This window comes from Sphingopyxis sp. 2PD, from assembly GCF_005503695.1.
Lineage (GTDB): Bacteria > Pseudomonadota > Alphaproteobacteria > Sphingomonadales > Sphingomonadaceae > Sphingopyxis.
This window is the reverse complement of sequence record NZ_SCMU01000002.1, coordinates 359,254-374,203: the sequence shown is the minus strand read 5'-3', so window position 1 is coordinate 374,203 and position 14,950 is coordinate 359,254. Positions and strand designations below refer to the sequence as shown.

14 protein-coding genes are annotated in these 14,950 nt (G+C 67.3%); 8 read left to right on the top strand and 6 right to left on the bottom strand.

All coding sequences use genetic code 11. The features are described 5' to 3' along the window. Positions 1–311: 311 nt before the first annotated feature. The 4 genes from FFS18_RS03565 to FFS18_RS03550 form a co-directional block, all read right to left on the bottom strand. The gene (locus FFS18_RS03565) at positions 312–737 is read right to left on the bottom strand and encodes an ExbD/TolR family protein (protein ID WP_120217833.1); all 426 of its coding nucleotides are present in this window, start codon (positions 735–737) and stop codon (positions 312–314) included. 35 nt (positions 738–772) lie between these two features. Further along, positions 773–1,294: an ExbD/TolR family protein gene (locus FFS18_RS03560; protein ID WP_120217832.1), complete on the bottom strand. Its 522-nt coding sequence runs from the start codon at positions 1,292–1,294 to the stop codon at positions 773–775. A 124-nt stretch (positions 1,295–1,418) separates the two neighbouring features. Next, on the bottom strand, positions 1,419–2,231 hold the full coding sequence (locus FFS18_RS03555; RefSeq protein ID WP_232014753.1) for a MotA/TolQ/ExbB proton channel family protein: 813 nt from the start codon (positions 2,229–2,231) through the stop codon (positions 1,419–1,421). A gap of 60 nt (positions 2,232–2,291) precedes the next feature. Next, a complete protein-coding gene (locus FFS18_RS03550) occupies positions 2,292–2,948 on the bottom strand; it encodes an energy transducer TonB (protein WP_137869778.1) in 657 nt (218 codons plus the stop codon). Between the two features lie 349 nt (positions 2,949–3,297). On the opposite strand from FFS18_RS03550, the gene FFS18_RS03545 reads away from it, so the two are divergent. The 3 genes from FFS18_RS03545 (at position 3,298) to FFS18_RS03535 (ending at position 6,431) form a co-directional block, all read left to right on the top strand. Continuing rightward, positions 3,298–4,107 (top strand): hypothetical protein, encoded by an 810-nt coding sequence (locus tag FFS18_RS03545; RefSeq protein ID WP_249340274.1) that lies wholly within the window; start codon positions 3,298–3,300, stop codon positions 4,105–4,107. A 112-nt stretch (positions 4,108–4,219) separates the two neighbouring features. After that, positions 4,220–5,539, top strand: a complete 1,320-nt coding sequence (locus FFS18_RS03540) for a homoserine dehydrogenase (protein WP_137869776.1) — start codon at positions 4,220–4,222, stop codon at positions 5,537–5,539. Positions 5,540–5,597: 58 nt separating this feature from the next. Further along, positions 5,598–6,431 carry a hypothetical protein gene (locus tag FFS18_RS03535; RefSeq protein WP_137869775.1) on the top strand — a complete coding sequence of 278 codons (834 nt, stop codon included), beginning with the start codon at positions 5,598–5,600 and terminating at the stop codon, positions 6,429–6,431. 134 nt (positions 6,432–6,565) lie between these two features. On the opposite strand, the gene FFS18_RS03530 is transcribed toward FFS18_RS03535, so the two are convergent. Then, positions 6,566–6,961 (bottom strand): hypothetical protein, encoded by a 396-nt coding sequence (locus FFS18_RS03530; protein WP_249340273.1) that lies wholly within the window; start codon positions 6,959–6,961, stop codon positions 6,566–6,568. Positions 6,962–7,092: 131 nt separating this feature from the next. Between FFS18_RS03530 and glpX the strand changes: the two genes are divergently transcribed. Then, on the top strand, positions 7,093–8,064 hold the full coding sequence (glpX, locus tag FFS18_RS03525) for a class II fructose-bisphosphatase (protein ID WP_137869773.1): 972 nt from the start codon (positions 7,093–7,095) through the stop codon (positions 8,062–8,064). A 388-nt stretch (positions 8,065–8,452) separates the two neighbouring features. Here glpX and FFS18_RS03520 read toward each other — a convergent pair whose 3' ends face one another. Continuing rightward, positions 8,453–8,941 carry a flavodoxin family protein gene (locus FFS18_RS03520; RefSeq protein WP_137869772.1) on the bottom strand — a complete coding sequence of 163 codons (489 nt, stop codon included), beginning with the start codon at positions 8,939–8,941 and terminating at the stop codon, positions 8,453–8,455. Between the two features lie 66 nt (positions 8,942–9,007). Between FFS18_RS03520 and FFS18_RS03515 the strand changes: the two genes are divergently transcribed. From FFS18_RS03515 to recJ, 4 genes are all read left to right on the top strand, one after another. Continuing rightward, positions 9,008–10,969 (top strand): alkyl/aryl-sulfatase, encoded by a 1,962-nt coding sequence (locus tag FFS18_RS03515; RefSeq protein WP_137869771.1) that lies wholly within the window; start codon positions 9,008–9,010, stop codon positions 10,967–10,969. Positions 10,970–11,133: 164 nt separating this feature from the next. Continuing rightward, positions 11,134–11,664, top strand: coding sequence for a PH domain-containing protein (locus FFS18_RS17670; protein WP_249340272.1), 531 nt, complete (start codon positions 11,134–11,136; stop codon positions 11,662–11,664). Continuing rightward, positions 11,661–13,184: a PH domain-containing protein gene (locus FFS18_RS03510; RefSeq protein WP_249340271.1), complete on the top strand. Its 1,524-nt coding sequence runs from the start codon at positions 11,661–11,663 to the stop codon at positions 13,182–13,184. The genes FFS18_RS17670 and FFS18_RS03510 overlap by 4 nt, the downstream gene beginning before the upstream one ends. Further along, the gene (gene recJ, locus FFS18_RS03505) at positions 13,181–14,950 is read left to right on the top strand and encodes a single-stranded-DNA-specific exonuclease RecJ (protein WP_137869770.1); all 1,770 of its coding nucleotides are present in this window, start codon (positions 13,181–13,183) and stop codon (positions 14,948–14,950) included. The genes FFS18_RS03510 and recJ overlap by 4 nt, the downstream gene beginning before the upstream one ends.

Here is a 14,950-nt window from a genome sequence, read left to right as displayed (position 1 = left end):
TTCCTGATCCTCCCCGTTCCGGGGAGGGGGACCAGCGAAGCTGGTGGAGGGGCACCATCGGTTTGCCTTGCCATCGAAGCGGCGCTCCGCTGCCACGTTCCCCGAAAGTTTGGCGCTTCCAGCCCGGCGCTGCGGTAACCGCCTGTGCCCCTCCACCACCCTTCGGGTGGTCCCCCTCCCCCGGCGGGGGAGGATCGGTTGCGTCCGCAAGCGATCAAACCTCGCCATTCACGCTTGCCGACCCCAAAAAGAAAAGGGCCGCGAATTGCTTCGCGGCCCCATCTGTTTTGCCGAACGGCGCTGATCAAAGATCAGAAGACGCGGGCATATTGTTCGTTGCCGACGAAGCCGAGCTTGCCAACGCCGCTGCGCTTGATCACCGCCATCACATTGTCGACGACGATATAGCGCGAGAAGGGGTCAGGCTGGACCTGCAGTTCGGGTTCGACCGGCAGCGCCTTGGTCTGTTCCAGATACTGCGCCAGCTGCGCCAGGTCGACCGGCGTCCCGTTCCAGGTGATCGTCCCGGCGGGGTCGATCATCACCTTGTTCTTTTCCGGATCGACGTTGCTTTCGGCATCGGTCGGCACCGGCAGATCGATCTTCACCGCGTGGGTCTGGACCGGGATGGTAATGATGAACATGATGAGAAGCACGAGCATGACGTCGATCAGCGGCGTCGTGTTCATGTCCATCATCGGTTCATTGTCGTCGCGCTCTCCAACTGCCATGGACATGCGATTATTCCTTCATTCCTAAACGTCGGGCGCCGTTACAGGCGGCCAACGGTACCCGAACCAGCAGCCGGTTCGGAAATGAACCCGATCTTCTGGAAGCCGGCATATTGCATCGTGTAGATCACCCCGCCGATGCACTGATACGGCGTGTTGACGTCGCCGCGGATGTGCACTTCGGGGAAGTTTTCTTCGGTGATGTTCTGCGGGCCGCCGATATCCTCGAGCAGCTGTTCGAGTTTCGCCTGGCCGCGTTCCAGCAATTGCTTCGAATCGACCGGAGCCTGGCCCCAATAGACTTCGCAAGCGGTGCTTTCCGGATTGGGCAGGCCGTCGCCGTCGGTGTCCGCCGAACGGATCGACAGCAGCACGTTTTCGGGTTTCGTCGTCGTCACTTCGAACGCCACGTCGGGTAGTTCGAGGTTCACCGTCTCCAGCACCACGGGAACCGTGATGAGGAAGATGATGAGCAACACCAGCATGATATCCACCAGCGGCGTCGTGTTGATTTCGGACATCGGGGCGTCTTCGCCGCCCTTGTCGCCTACACTCATCGACATAGGATCAGTATCCTGTCACAAAATTTCTGTCACGGACATCGGGTCGGTGCGCCACCGGCGTATCGCCCTGTCCAGCGGACCCCGCCTGCCACTATTGCGGCAGGCAGGGATCCCTTCGGCCCGATCAGGCCTTCTTCGGGGCCGCAGCCGGAGCAGCAGCCTTCGGTGCCGGACCGGTTACGACCGGCTTGACCTGGCCGTTCGACATGATCGAACCGAGCACGTCGTTCGAGAAGGTCGACAGACGGCGCGCGATCGCCTTGTTGCGGCTCTGCAGCCAGTTGAACGCGAGCACCGCGGGAACCGCCACGATCAGACCGATCGCGGTCATGATCAGCGCTTCACCGACCGGACCGGCCACGGTGTCGATCGACGCCTGACCCGACGCACCGATCTTCACCAGCGCGCGCAGAATGCCGATAACGGTACCGAACAGACCGACGAACGGTGCGGTCGAACCCACGGTCGCGAGGAAGGCGAGGCCGCTGTTCAGCTTCGAGTTGATGTGGTTCTGCGAACGCTCGAGCGTGCCGTGCATCCAGTCGTGTGCTTCGACGGGGTCGGTCAGCTTGTTATGCTCTTCGTTGGCGCGCAAGCCGTCTTCGACGACCTGACGATAGGCGCTGTTCTTTTCGAGCTTCGCCGCACCATCGGCCAGCGTCGGGGCGCGCCAGAAATTGGCATCGACCGCCTTGCCCTGGCTCATCACCTTATTCTGTTCGAACAGCTTGGTGAACAGGATGTAGAGCGTGCCGACGAACATGATCAGCAGCACCAGGAAGGTGACCTGCGACACGATGCCGCCCTCGCACAGCGCGGGGATCATACCATAGGGGCTGGCGCCCTCTTCCTTGACGCACATCGAAGCGGGCATCAGGCTGAGCCCTGCATCATGTGCCGGCGCCGCAGCAGCGGCATTTGCGATCAGATTAAACATGTTGGATATTCCCTCTCAAGAAATTCTGGTAAATTCGAAGTCAGACGACCGCGCGCTGGATCAGCGCGGGATCTGCCACCGGATACGATTGCTGTAAGTTCCGCCCGTGGGGTTGCCCGCCCGGTCCTTGCCCGGGTTGAAGCGGCCACGACGCTGGATGAGCTTGCACGTTTCCGCGTCAAGATCGGCATGGCCGCTCGACGACGTCACGTCGCACGACGTGATCTTGCCATCGACGCCATAGGTGACGCGGAACCCGGTCGTGCCTTCGCGTTCTTCACGCATGGCGCGCGCCGGATAGTCGTCGTTCGTCGCCCAGCGACCGGGGTTGCCGCGCGGCGTACCCGCCTGGCTGAGGTCGGGCGCGGGCGGCGGCGCGGGCGGCGCAGGCGGCGTATAGACCGGCGGCGGCGGCGTCGGCGGCGCCTTGGGCACCGACTGGACCGTGTTGGTCGTGACCGGCGGCGGGATCGGCGACGGAGGCGTCACGACCGGCGGCGGCGGCGGCAGCTGGTTATCCGGCGGCGGCGGCGGCGGCGGCTCTTCCGGCGGCGGCGGCTCTTCCACGTCCACCACGTCCAATTTTTCGGCGAGTTTCTTGACGATACTGATATTCAGGCCGTTGACCAGGCCATAGCCCAGAACCGCCGTAAGCAGACCAACCAAGACAATCGCCACTACCCTGTTTTTAGGGTCGACATTATCACCATAAGCCATTCAGGGACGACGCTCCTTGCTAGATCATCCTGACACCAATTCCCACCCGACGGGTCCCGTTGCCAAATGCTCGGATGATTCCGATGCGTTCCACAGACCCGGCGGAGCTACGTTCGGTTTATTATGTTCTGACCGGACGCTTCGTCGCCCGTCCTATCGCGGTGGCGCCGAGTTCGCAAACCCTTTATCAGCGGTTAATGTGGCTTGTCCCATGATGGGGACTGATACGGCGCCACCGGTGTCATATTTGACCGAAAGCAACGGAAAGTAATCGACCATGCGCGTGTACCGATCGGCTATGATCGCCGGACTTCTTGCCCTTACCCCCGGATTCGCTGGCGTTTCCGCGATGCAGCCGACGCCGCCGACCGCCGCGGCGAGCCCGTACAGCTATGCCGACATCGCCGATCTGGCGACCGCGGCGCCGATCGCGCTGCACGCGCGCATCCACAACGCGGTGGCGCTGAAAGCCGCGCAGGCGCCGGGCGTCGGCGCGGGGCAAAGCCGATTCTATGTCGAGGCCGACGTCGTCAGCCTGATTCGCGGCGCCGGTCCGCTGGCGTCGCGCATTTCCTATCTGGTCGACCTGCCGCTGGACGCCAAGGGCAAGCCGCAGAAGCTGAAAAAGAAGGCGCCGGTCCTGCTCTTTGCCCGCCCCGTCGCGGGCGCCGCGGCGGGCAGCAACAGCACCAGCAGCGTCCGGCTGGTCGCCCCCGATGCGCAATTGCCATGGGATGCGGCGACCGAGGCGCAATTGCGCGCGGTGCTGACCGAACTCGTCAAACCCGGCGCGCCGCCCGCGATCACCGGCATTGCCAATGGCTTTCACGTCCCCGGCACCTTGCCCGGCGAGGGCGAGACGCAATTGTTCCTGAATACCAGCACCGGCGAGCCGGTGTCGCTGACCATATTGACCGCCGCCGACGGGTCGCGGCGCTGGGCGGCGGCGTTCGGCGAGATCGTCGATGGATCGGCGGCGGTGCCTGCGCGCGGGACGCTGGCCTGGTACCGACTCGCCTGCGGCCTGCCGCGGCAATTGCCGCTGAACAAGCTGGCGGGCACCGCGCCCGAGGATCGCCGCAAGGCCGCGTCGGACTATGGCATCGTGCTCGGCGCGCTCGGCCAATGTACGCGGACGCGCAAAGCACCGGCAGGGTGATAAAGGCCAGCTTGGGCGCCGCCTAGCTGCGCCGGGGTTGTTTCGATGGCAAAAGCCGATAGGGCGCTCGCAACGGCGGGGCGCGGCTCCGCATTGAAATACGGAGTCCAGCATGTCGCCCCATCCCGCCCCGACCGCTCCCCGTCCGCCGCTGCGCGTCGCGCTCGCCGGAATCGGGGTGGTCGGCGGCGGGGTCGTGCGCCTGCTCGAAACGAACCGCGACCTGATCGCCCGCCGCGCCGGGCGCGCGATCGAGATCGTCGCGGTGTCGGCGCGCGACCGGCACAAGGACCGCGGCATCGACCTTTCGCGCTATCGCTGGGAAGATGATATGGAGGCGCTGGTCGCCGCCGACGATGTCGATGTCGTCGTCGAGATGATCGGCGGCGCCGACGGATCGGCGCTCACCCTCGCGCGCCACACGCTGGGCGCGGGCAAGGCGCTGGTCACCGCGAACAAGGCGATGATCGCGCATCACGGGCTGGGTCTCGCGCGAATCGCCGAGGAGCGCGACACGCCGCTGAAATATGAAGCCGCGGTGGCGGGCGGCATTCCGGTGATCAAGGCGATCCGCGAAGGCGCGTCGGCGAACGAAATCGCGCGCGTCTATGGCATCCTCAACGGCACCTGCAATTATATCCTGACGCAAATGGAGCGGAACGGGGCGAGCTTTGCCGATGCGCTCAGCGCCGCGCAGGCCGAAGGCTATGCCGAGGCCGACCCGACGTTTGACGTCGACGGCATCGACGCCGCACACAAGCTGTCGATCCTGGCGGCGCTGTGCTTCGGCACGCGGCTCGATATTGCCGCAGTGGCAGCCGACGGCATCCGCGGGCTGATCGCCGCCGATATTCGCGAGGCCGAAGCGCTCGGCCACCGCGTTCGCCTGATCGGCATGGCCGAACGCGGCGAAAGCGGACTGTACCAGCATGTCCAGCCATGCCTCGTCCCCGCCGATCACCCGCTGGCCTATGTCCCGGGCGCGCTGAACGCCGTCGTCGCCGAGGGCAATTTTGTCGGGCGGCTGTTCTTTGAGGGCGCGGGCGCCGGGGCGGGCCCGACCGCGTCGGCGATCGTCGCCGACATCATCGACATCGCGCGCGACGAATATGGCCCCGCCTTTGCGATGCCCGTCGATTCGCTCGACGCGGCACCGGTCGCCGATGCGGGCGCGCGGATCGGCAAACATTATGTCCGCCTGATCGTCGAGGATCGCATCGGCGTGCTCGCCGAGATCGCCACGGCCATGCGCGATGCCGGGGTCTCGATCGAAAGCTTTATCCAGCGCGGCACCGATGAAGAGGATGGCGTCGTCATCGTGCTGGTCACCCACGAAGGACCGGCAAGCGCGATCCACGCGGCGCTCGCGATCCTCGCGGGGTCGGACCATGTCGTCGGGACGCCGATGCTGATGCCGATCCTGGCGCTGTAACCCGGCTTGAAATCGCCGCGCGCGCTGTTACCCCGGTGGCGGGGAGCAGGGGGCAAATATGGACATCGAAATCCGGCGCGGGCTGGCCGAGGCGTGGGCGCTGGCGACCGCGCGCCGCAATATGCTGGCGGTCTATGTCGCGATCGGGGTGGTCGTCCCCTTCCTGCTGCTGTCGAGCGAACCGATCTTCAGCCTGCGCGCGGTGATGGCGATCCTGTCCGATCCCTGGACCTACCGCGTCGGCGGATCGATAACCGGCCCGCTCTATCTGCTCGGCATCGTCGCGGTGATCGTTGCAGGCGCGATGCTGGCGGCGTGGAACGGCCTTCAGGCAGAACTCCGCGAAGGCTATCTGTCCGAAGTGATGTACGGGATGGTCGCGGGCGTCGCCTATCTGCTCGCCAATCTGGTGCTCGCGATCCTGTTCGGGTTGGCCTCGGCGCTGCCGCTGTTCGCGCTGGGACCCGACGCGCTGTTCGGCACCGGCGGGGCGCTCGACATCGTCGTCGCGCTTTACCGCCTGCTCGTCGCGCTCGTCGGTAGCTGGATCGCGGCGCGCCTCTGCCTTGCCGGTGCGATCATGGGCGGGCGCGGCAAACTCGAGCCGCTCGCGGCCTTCGTCGAATCGTGGCGGCGCACCCGCACCGCACAGTGGCGGCTGTTCGGTTTCTACCTGCTCTACGGCCTGCCCTATGGCATCGCAGCGACCGGGCTGATCATCGTCCACGGCGCGGTGATCCTGAACAATACGCCGGGCAGCACGATTGAAAGACTGATGAGCTTTGGCTGGATCCTGCTGTTCGCGCTCTATTTCCTCGGCCAGATCCTGATCCCGGCGGGGCTTTACCGCGCCAGCGAGCCCGAGGTCGCGGCGAGCGAAATCTTCGCCTGACGTGCCCCATCACCGTATCCCTGCGCTTGTCGAAGCCTGTCCTGAGCGCCTGCAAGGCAGTCGAAGGGGGCGCCCATCCGAGAAGCGCCCTTCGACAAGCTCAGGGCTACGGTGATGGCAGCACAGGGCGGGGTTCAGCGTTCGCCTTCGGGCGGCGGCGGGGTGCCGGTCGCGGGATCGGTCGCACGCTTCGCCTGTTCGTAGAGCGCGTTATATTCGGGGCCGGGCTTCATTCGCCCGCCGATCGCCCCCCAATTATAGGGCAGCTTGTCGAGGCTCATCGCCTTGGCCTCGGCGCGCGGCAGCTTCGGCGGCGCTTCGCGGCCCTCGTTGCCGATCGCGCGCAATTCAGGGGTCAGCCGGTGGCGCTGGGTATCGGTGCCGCACACGTTGATCGACCCGTCGTCGGCGGGTTTGCAGCGGCGGATCGGATCGACCAGCTCTTTCGCATTGGCGGCGGCGGTTTCGGCATTGCGCGGCGGCGGCGGCGCGGGCGGCCCCTGCACCTGCGCCATGGCCGTCACGGGCATGACGCACAATAGCGCGACAGCGGCTCCGAATCGGGCGAAGCATCCTCGACAAGCGGAGCGACCGGCCATATGGCGCGCACCATGCCCAAGCCGGGCGACAAGGCAAGATCAAATGACGGAGATCAGCGGACATGACGAATAGCGGCAGCAACCTCGACCGGGTGCTCGTGCTCGAAATGGTGCGCGTCACCGAAGCCGCGGCGATCGCCGCCGCGAAGCTGATCGGACGCGGCGACGAGAAAGCCGCCGACGCTGCCGCGGTCGAAGCCATGCGCACCGCGTTCAACACGCTGTACATGGACGGCACGATCGTCATCGGCGAGGGCGAACGCGACGAAGCGCCGATGCTGTATATCGGCGAAAAGGTCGGCAATGCGCCGGGCAAGGGACCGAAGATCGACATCGCGGTCGACCCGCTGGAAGGCACGACGATCACCGCCAAGGCCGGGCCGAACGCGCTCGCCGTGCTGGCGATCGCCGAGGAAGGCTGCCTGCTCAACGCGCCCGACGTCTATATGGACAAGCTGGCGGTCGGCCCCGGCTATTCGCCGAACATCGTCAATTTCGACAATAGCGTGCGCGAAAATGTCGAAGCGGTCGCGCGCGAAAAGGGCTGCAAGCCTGAAGAGATCATCGTGTGCGTGCTCGACCGTCCGCGCCACGAAGCGACGATCGCCGAGCTGCGCAGCATCGGCTGCGGCGTCGCACTGATCCCCGACGGCGACGTCGCGGGGGTGATCGCGACGACCAATCCCGAAACCAATGTCGACATCTATATGGGCAGCGGCGGCGCGCCCGAAGGCGTGCTGGCATCGGCGGCGCTGCGCTGCGTCGGCGGCCAGTTCAAGGGCCGCCTGCTGTTCCGCAACGACGACGAGCGCAAGCGCGCGAAGAAATGGGGCATCGAGGATCTCGACCGCGTCTATGACCTTGAGGATCTGGCCAAGGGCGACGTCATTTTTGCCGCGACCGGCGTGACCGATGGATCGTTGCTGTCGGGCGTCAAGCGCCGCCGCGACGGCGTGATGACGACGGAAACGGTCGTGATGCGCGCATCGTCGGGTACGGTGCGCTGGGTGAAGGGCGAACATCGCGTCGGGTGATGGCTTCCGCGCTGCGGCCAACCTTCATTTCATCGTCATCCCGGGCTTGACCCGGGATCCATACGCCCTCGCAGTGGCGGGCGGTGCCTGACCTAATGGACCCCGGATCAAGTCCGGGGTGACGAATGTCAGAAAACGACCGATTGCGGACGTAGCCAATCCTCCCCCACCGGGGGAGGGGGACCACCCGAAGGGTGGTGGAGGGGCACCGGCGGTTTACGCGGCGCTGGGCGAGAAGAACCAAGCGTTCCGGGAACGTAGCAGGGGCGCACTACTTCGGCGGCAAGACAAACCGATGGTGCCCCTCCACCAGCTTCGCTGGTCCCCCTCCCCGTTCCGGGGAGGATCGGCTCCGTCCGCTCCCACCCCAAAGCCGCCATCGCGCGCCTCAAAAAATGCCCGCTGCCAGCCCCTCGGCCAGCGCGGCGCCCAGATCGCGTGCTTCGGCCAGACGGTCCGGCGCGATCGTTTTGGGCGCGAGGATTGCTTCGGGGGTTTGGGCTGCGGTGTTGACGATTACCCTCTCGGCGACGCGTTTCAGCCGCCAGCCGGTCGCGATGCGGTCGAGTTGGCGCTGGGCGTTTTCGCCGTCGGACCCGGCGCAGATGATCGTCGTATAGGGGCGGCCTTCGATCCGACCGAGGCAGGGGTAATAGCAGCGGTCGAACATCTCCTTCATCGCGCCCGATAGTGCGGCGAGGTTTTCGGGGCCGATGAAGAGATAGCCGCCCACGGCGATGAGACGATCGGGCGTGACGTCCTCGGCGCGGACGAGCTGCCCCGCGCCCCCGGCCCCTTCGGCGGCGGCGCGCGCCAGCGCTTCGCTGCCGCCGGTGCGGCTGTGCCAGACGATCAGGAGCGCGGGTGCGTCGGTCATGCAGCGATGCTTGCCAAGCGCTGACGTGCGGCGCAAGCTGGCGTCAAAATATGGGGGAGAAACGATATGCACCGATGGACCGCCCTGCTGCTCGCCAGCGCCCTGCCCTTTGCCGCGATCGCGCAGGACGCCGCAAGCGACGCGACGCGCGCGGCGCAAGCCGAGATTGCGGCGCGCCTGCCGCTGAGCGACCCGCGCGACGAGGCCAATGTGCTGCGCGGCAAGCTGGCCGAGATTCCGGGCGGGGTCATATTGGACAAGAATGGCAAGACTGTGTGGGACCGGCGGCCCTATGCCTTCCTCGACGCGAAAGAGGCACCCGACACGGTGAACCCGTCGCTGTGGCGGCAGGCGCGGCTGAACGCGGTGCACGGCTTGTTCGAAGTGGTGCCGGACAAGATCTGGCAGGTGCGCGGTTATGATATTTCGGTGATGACGATCATCCGCGGCAAGAGCGGGTGGATTATCGTCGACCCGCTGCTGACCGAGGAAGCCGCCGCGGTGAGCTGGAAATTGTTCGCCGATACGGTCGAGGCCAAATCGGGCCAGCGACCGATCAAGGCGGTGATTTTTTCGCACAGCCACAGCGACCATTTCGGCGGCGTCGGCGGCATCGTGACGCCCGAACAGGTCAAGCGCGACAAGATCCGCATCATCGCCCCGCACGGCTTTTCCGAAGAAGCGACCGCCGAAAATGTGCTGGCGGGAACCGCAATGGGGCGGCGCGCGCTGTATATGTTCGGCGCGATCCTGCCGCCGGGACCCGCGGGACAGGTCGATACCGGCCTGGGTCCGAAACTGTCGTCGGGAACGATCGGCTATATGGAGCCGACCGAGACGGTGGGCACGGCGGGCGGCACGCTCAATATCGACGGGCTGGCGTTCGATATCCTCGACGCCGGGGGGACCGAGGCGCCGTCGGAGTTCGTCTTTTACATCCCCGCCTACAAGGCGCTGCACACGACGGAGGTCGTCACCCGCACGCTGCACAATGTGCTGACCCTGCGCGGGGCGCAGGTGCGCGATGCGCTGCACTGGTCGAAGGTGATTGACGCAACCTTGCTGAAATGGGGCGGCAAGGCGGAGGTCGCGCTGGCGTCGCACCATTGGCCGACATGGGGGGCGGACGCGGTATCGGCGCTGCTGACCAGCCAGCGCGACATCTATCGTTATGTCCACGACCGCACCCTGTTCCTCGCCAACCGCGGCGCGACGCTGCACGAACTCGCCGATGCGACCCCCGAGGCGCCGGGGCAGGCGCGCGATTTCAGCGCGCGCGGCTATTATGGCACGGTCAATCACGACATGAAGGCGGTGTACCAGCGCTATTTCGGCTGGTGGGACGGCAATCCGGCGAATTTCAATCCGCTGCCTCCCGAAGCATCGGCGCCCAAATATGTCGCGCTGGCGGGCGGCGCCGACAAGCTGCTGGCCGCGGGCCGTGCGGCTATCGCGGCGGGCGAATATCGCTGGGCGGCGGAATTGCTGAACAAGCTGGTGTTTGCCGAGCCCGATAACCAGTCGGCGCGCGGCGCGCTGGCGTCGGCCTATGACCAGATGGGCTATCAGGCCGAATCAGGGGCGTGGCGGAACTATTATCTCGCCGCCGCGGCGACGCTGCGCGGTACAGCGATCGACAATGTCACCGGCAACGGGCAAAGCCGCAGCTTCGTCAGCGCGATCCCGACCGCGGTGTTTTTCGACGCGCTGGCGACGCGCTTCGATGCGGCCAGGGGCGCGGCGCTGAACGGCACGTTCCAGTTCGTGCTGCCCGACAGCAAGGAGACGGTGGCGATCGTCGTCGGCGGCGGGGTCGAGGTGCCGCGATACGGTGTCACCGATCCCGCGCCGACCGCGACGGTGACGCTCGACCGCAAGACGCTCGACGATGTGATGCTGGGGCAGGCGCAGTTTCCGGCGCTGATGCAATCGGGCGCGATTCGGATCGACGGCGACCGGATGGCTTTCCTGAGCTGGTTCGCGATGCATCCGCCCGCCGACCCACGCTTTAATGTTGTTGTGCCGTGAAGCGGGTCGGAAAAGTCCTGGTCGCACGCCTTTGAACTGTTCCCCCGCGAAGGCGGGGGCCCATCACCTGTAGGTTCGGTATGGCACGGGCCGGAGATGGACCCCCGCCTTCGCGGGGGAACACAAAGATTCACACGACCGACTTCATGCTCTAACACAGCCATATGACCGACACCCCCGCCGCCCACCCCACCGATCCGTTCGATCCCGAAGCGGTGAACGCCGCCGAGGGGCTCGATCCGGTCGATCCCGCCTATGCCAAGGTGCTGCGCGTCGCGACGGCGCTCAACCTGATCCCGCTTGCGATCGGCGCGAGCCTGTTCGACTGGCTGCTGATCCGCCATATCGAGGGACCCTATGGGCTGATCACCGCGCTGGCGTGGCTGGTCGCGATTACCGTCATCGCGACCTTTCCATCGCGGCGGGTGTCGCGCTGGGGCTACAGGATCGGCGATGGGCAGCTGCGCGTCGCGCGCGGCTGGCTGTTCCGCACCGACACGATCGTCCCGTTCGTGCGCGTCCAGCATATCGACGTCGGGCAGGGGCCCGTCGAGCGCGCCTTTGGCCTGTCGCACCTGATCGTCCACACATCGGGGACGCACAACAGCACGGTCACCCTGCCCGGCCTGCCCGCCGACCTGGCCGCGGCGATGCGCGAGACGATCCGCCGCCATATCCAGACCGATTTCGCATGACCGACGCCGCCGCGGTTCAGGCCGCCCCCCCTCCCGACGACGCAGCCGATTGGCAGCGACTGCACCCCGCGACGCTGGCGCTGGCGATCGTCAAGCTGGGGCCGCGCTCGTTCCAGTTCCTGCCCGCGGTCGCCGCGCTCGGCTTCACCGGCAATTGGGGCTATATCGTCCCGGCGATCCTCGCCTTTCTGCTCATCTCGCTGCTCGCCGCTTGGTTCCAGTGGCTGCGCTTCCGCTTTCGCGTCGGCGACGATGAGGTCGTGATCGAAAGCGGGGTTTTGTCGCGCCAGCACCGCACCATCCCGTTCGACCGCATCCAGGACGTCAGCATCGAGCAGGGGCTGGTGGCGCGCGCGCTGGGCATCGCAAGGGTCGGGTTCGAAACCGGCGCGGGCGGCAAGGAGAATGACGCGAGCCTCGACGCGGTCGGGCTCGACGCCGCGCAGGCGCTGCGCAGGACGATCCGCGCCCACCGTAGCGGCGAGGTGGCGGCGCCCGCGGCCGCGGATACGCCCGACGCCGCCGCGGCGAGCGACGACCGGCTGCTGTTCGCGATGTCGCCGCGCCAGCTGCTGGTCGCGGGGCTGTTCAACTTCTCGCTCGCCGCGCTGGCGGTGGTCGGCGCGGCGATGCAGTTTTTCGACGATCTGCTGCCCTTCGACTTCAACGTCTTCAACCCGCGCGACTGGATCGACCTGGCCGGGCAATATGGGCTCGACCAGTGGGTGATTGCGCACCGCTGGATCGCGGGGGTCGGCGCGGGCATCTCGCTGCTGTTCATTGGCTTTGCGAGCGGAATCGCGACGATGTTTTTCGCGAACTGGGGTTTCCGCCTGACCCGCGAGCCGCGGACGCTGCGCCGCACCCGCGGGCTGACGACGCGCACCGACGTCGCGGTGCCGGTGAAGCGCGTGCAGGCGGCGATCCTGATCACCGGCTGGTTTCGCCAGCGCTTCGGCTGGCACGAACTGCGGCTGCAAAGCCTGGCGAGCGACGGCGAGAAGGAACGCGACCATCAGGTCGTGCCGTTCGCGCGGCTCGATGCGATCGACCCGGTGCTCGCCGAAGTCGCGATCGCACGCCCGGGCGCGGATGCGGCGTGGCAGCAAAGCCACCATATCATCGCGCTCGGCGGGCTGGTCGGGGCGCTGGGGGCGACCACTGGCGGACTGGTCGTGGTGGCGTTCGGGCAGGCGCTCGGCTGGTTCGGGCCGGTCGTCGGCGGGCTGATCGCCGCCGCGTCGCTATTCGGCGTCCGCTTTCACCGCTGGACCGACCTCGGCGAGCAGGTCGCGATCCGCCGCGGTTTCTGGAAACCCAAGCTGACCCTGTTGCCGCATGCATCGGTGCAGAGCGTCGACCTGAAGAGCGATTTCATCCAGCGTCCGCTCGGCCTCGCGACCTTGGTGTTCGGGGTGCCCGGCGGCAGCGCGCTGGCCACGCACGAAATTCCGGCAATCCCACTGGCGACCGCGCGCGACCTGCGCGACCGCATTCTGACCGCGCGGGCGCGGGCATGAGCCAGACGGCGCTCGGCATCACGCGTTCGATCCTGGGCCAGCCGTGGCGTTGGCGGCGCGCCAGCGCCGACATGGGAACCGAAAATCTCGCCCCCGACGATCTGGTGACCCAGCTGCTGCTGGCACGCGGCGTCGCGCGCGACGATCTCGATCGCCAGCGCAGCCCGACCTTGCGCGGCTTCATGCCCGACCCGTCGCTGTTCCGCGACATGGACGCCGCCGCCGCGCGGCTCGCCGATGCAGTCGAAGCCGGCGAGGCGGTGACGATCTTTGGCGATTATGATGTCGACGGCGCGACCTCGGCGGCGCTGCTCGTGCGGCTGCTGCGCGGGCTCGGGCTGCCGGCGGGCGCTTATATCCCCGACCGGTTGATGGAGGGCTATGGCCCGTCGGGCGCGGCGCTGGTCAAGATCGGCGAAGCGGGGTCGAAGCTGGTCGTCACCGTCGATTGCGGCGCGCAGGCGTTCGACGCGATCAAGGAGGCCAATGCGGCGGGGGTCGAGGTGATCGTCGTCGACCATCACCAGTGCGCGACGACGCTGCCCGCGGCGCTGGCGCTGGTGAACCCCAACCGGCTCGACGAAGCGGCTGACGCGGCGATCCACGGCAATCTGGCCGCCGTCGGCGTCGCTTTCCTGCTCGGCGCCGCGCTGCTCCGCACGCTGCGCGCGCGCGGCTTCTTCGCTACCCGCGACGAACCGGCGCTGATCGACCTGCTCGACCTTGTCGCGCTCGGCACCGTCGCCGATGTCGCGCGGCTCACCGGCTTCAACCGCGCGCTGGTGACGCAGGGGCTGAAGGTGATGGCGCGGCGCGGCAACACCGGGCTGGCGGCGCTGATGGACGCCGCGCGGCTGACCAAGCCGCCCACCGCGAGCGACATGGGCTTTGCGCTGGGGCCGCGTATCAACGCGGGCGGGCGCGTCGGCAAGTCCGACCTTGGCGTGCGCCTGCTCACAACGTCGGACCCGCACGAAGCAGCCGAGATCGCGCAGGAGCTCAACCGGCTCAACGAGGAGCGCCGCGCGATCGAGGCGGGGGTGCTCGAAGAAGCGCTGACCGCCAGCGCCGCATGCGGCAACGCGCCGGTTGCGATCGTCGCCGGGCAGGGCTGGCACCCCGGGGTGATCGGCATCGTCGCCGGGCGGCTGAAGGAGCGGCTGCACCGCCCCGCGATCGTCATCGCACTCGACGAGGAGGGCATCGGCAAGGGATCGGGGCGCTCGATCGGCGGCGTCGATCTCGGCGCCGCGATTCTCGCCGCCAAGGAGACCGGGCTGCTCGTCGCGGGCGGCGGGCATGCGATGGCCGCCGGGCTGACGGTTGCCGCCGACAAGGTCGATGCGCTCGGTGCCTTCCTCAACGACCGCCTCGCCGCCGATGTCGAGCGCGCGAGCGGCGACAAGGCGCTGTTGATCGACGCGGTGCTCGCGCCGCGCGGCATCTCGCCGCTCTGGTGCGAGGCGATCGAGAGCGCCGGGCCTTATGGCGCCGGCTGGCCCGCGCCGCGCGTCGCGACCGGACCGGTGCGAATCGTCGAAGCGGGGATCGTCGGCACCGACCATGTCCGCCTGATCGTCGCGGGCGACGACGGCGCGCGGTTTAAGGCGGTCGCGTTCCGCAGCGCCGAAACCGAGCTTGGCCAGACCTTGCTCCACGCCCGCGGCGGCCGCAAACTATGGCTCGCGGGCCGCGCCAAACGCGACGATTGGGGCAGCCGCCCCGCCGCCGAGCTGCACCTGGAGGACGCCGCCTGGGCCGACTGA

What these genes read in the sequence shown, in the direction of transcription:
- FFS18_RS03565 (WP_120217833.1), bottom strand. Translation starts at nt 737, where the DNA reads ATGTCCATGGCAGTTGGAGAGCGCGACGACAATGAACCGATGATGGAC.
- glpX (WP_137869773.1), top strand. Translation starts at nt 7,093, where the DNA reads ATGACGAATAGCGGCAGCAACCTCGACCGGGTGCTCGTGCTCGAAATG.
- FFS18_RS03510 (WP_249340271.1), top strand. Translation starts at nt 11,661, where the DNA reads ATGACCGACGCCGCCGCGGTTCAGGCCGCCCCCCCTCCCGACGACGCA.
- recJ (WP_137869770.1), top strand. Translation starts at nt 13,181, where the DNA reads ATGAGCCAGACGGCGCTCGGCATCACGCGTTCGATCCTGGGCCAGCCG.
- FFS18_RS03550 (WP_137869778.1), bottom strand. Translation starts at nt 2,948, where the DNA reads ATGGCTTATGGTGATAATGTCGACCCTAAAAACAGGGTAGTGGCGATT.
- FFS18_RS03530 (WP_249340273.1), bottom strand. Translation starts at nt 6,961, where the DNA reads ATGCCCGTGACGGCCATGGCGCAGGTGCAGGGGCCGCCCGCGCCGCCG.
- FFS18_RS03540 (WP_137869776.1), top strand. Translation starts at nt 4,220, where the DNA reads ATGTCGCCCCATCCCGCCCCGACCGCTCCCCGTCCGCCGCTGCGCGTC.
- FFS18_RS17670 (WP_249340272.1), top strand. Translation starts at nt 11,134, where the DNA reads ATGACCGACACCCCCGCCGCCCACCCCACCGATCCGTTCGATCCCGAA.
- FFS18_RS03555 (WP_232014753.1), bottom strand. Translation starts at nt 2,231, where the DNA reads ATGTTTAATCTGATCGCAAATGCCGCTGCTGCGGCGCCGGCACATGAT.
- FFS18_RS03545 (WP_249340274.1), top strand. Translation starts at nt 3,298, where the DNA reads ATGCAGCCGACGCCGCCGACCGCCGCGGCGAGCCCGTACAGCTATGCC.
- FFS18_RS03515 (WP_137869771.1), top strand. Translation starts at nt 9,008, where the DNA reads ATGCACCGATGGACCGCCCTGCTGCTCGCCAGCGCCCTGCCCTTTGCC.
- FFS18_RS03520 (WP_137869772.1), bottom strand. Translation starts at nt 8,941, where the DNA reads ATGACCGACGCACCCGCGCTCCTGATCGTCTGGCACAGCCGCACCGGC.
- FFS18_RS03535 (WP_137869775.1), top strand. Translation starts at nt 5,598, where the DNA reads ATGGACATCGAAATCCGGCGCGGGCTGGCCGAGGCGTGGGCGCTGGCG.
- FFS18_RS03560 (WP_120217832.1), bottom strand. Translation starts at nt 1,294, where the DNA reads ATGTCGATGAGTGTAGGCGACAAGGGCGGCGAAGACGCCCCGATGTCC.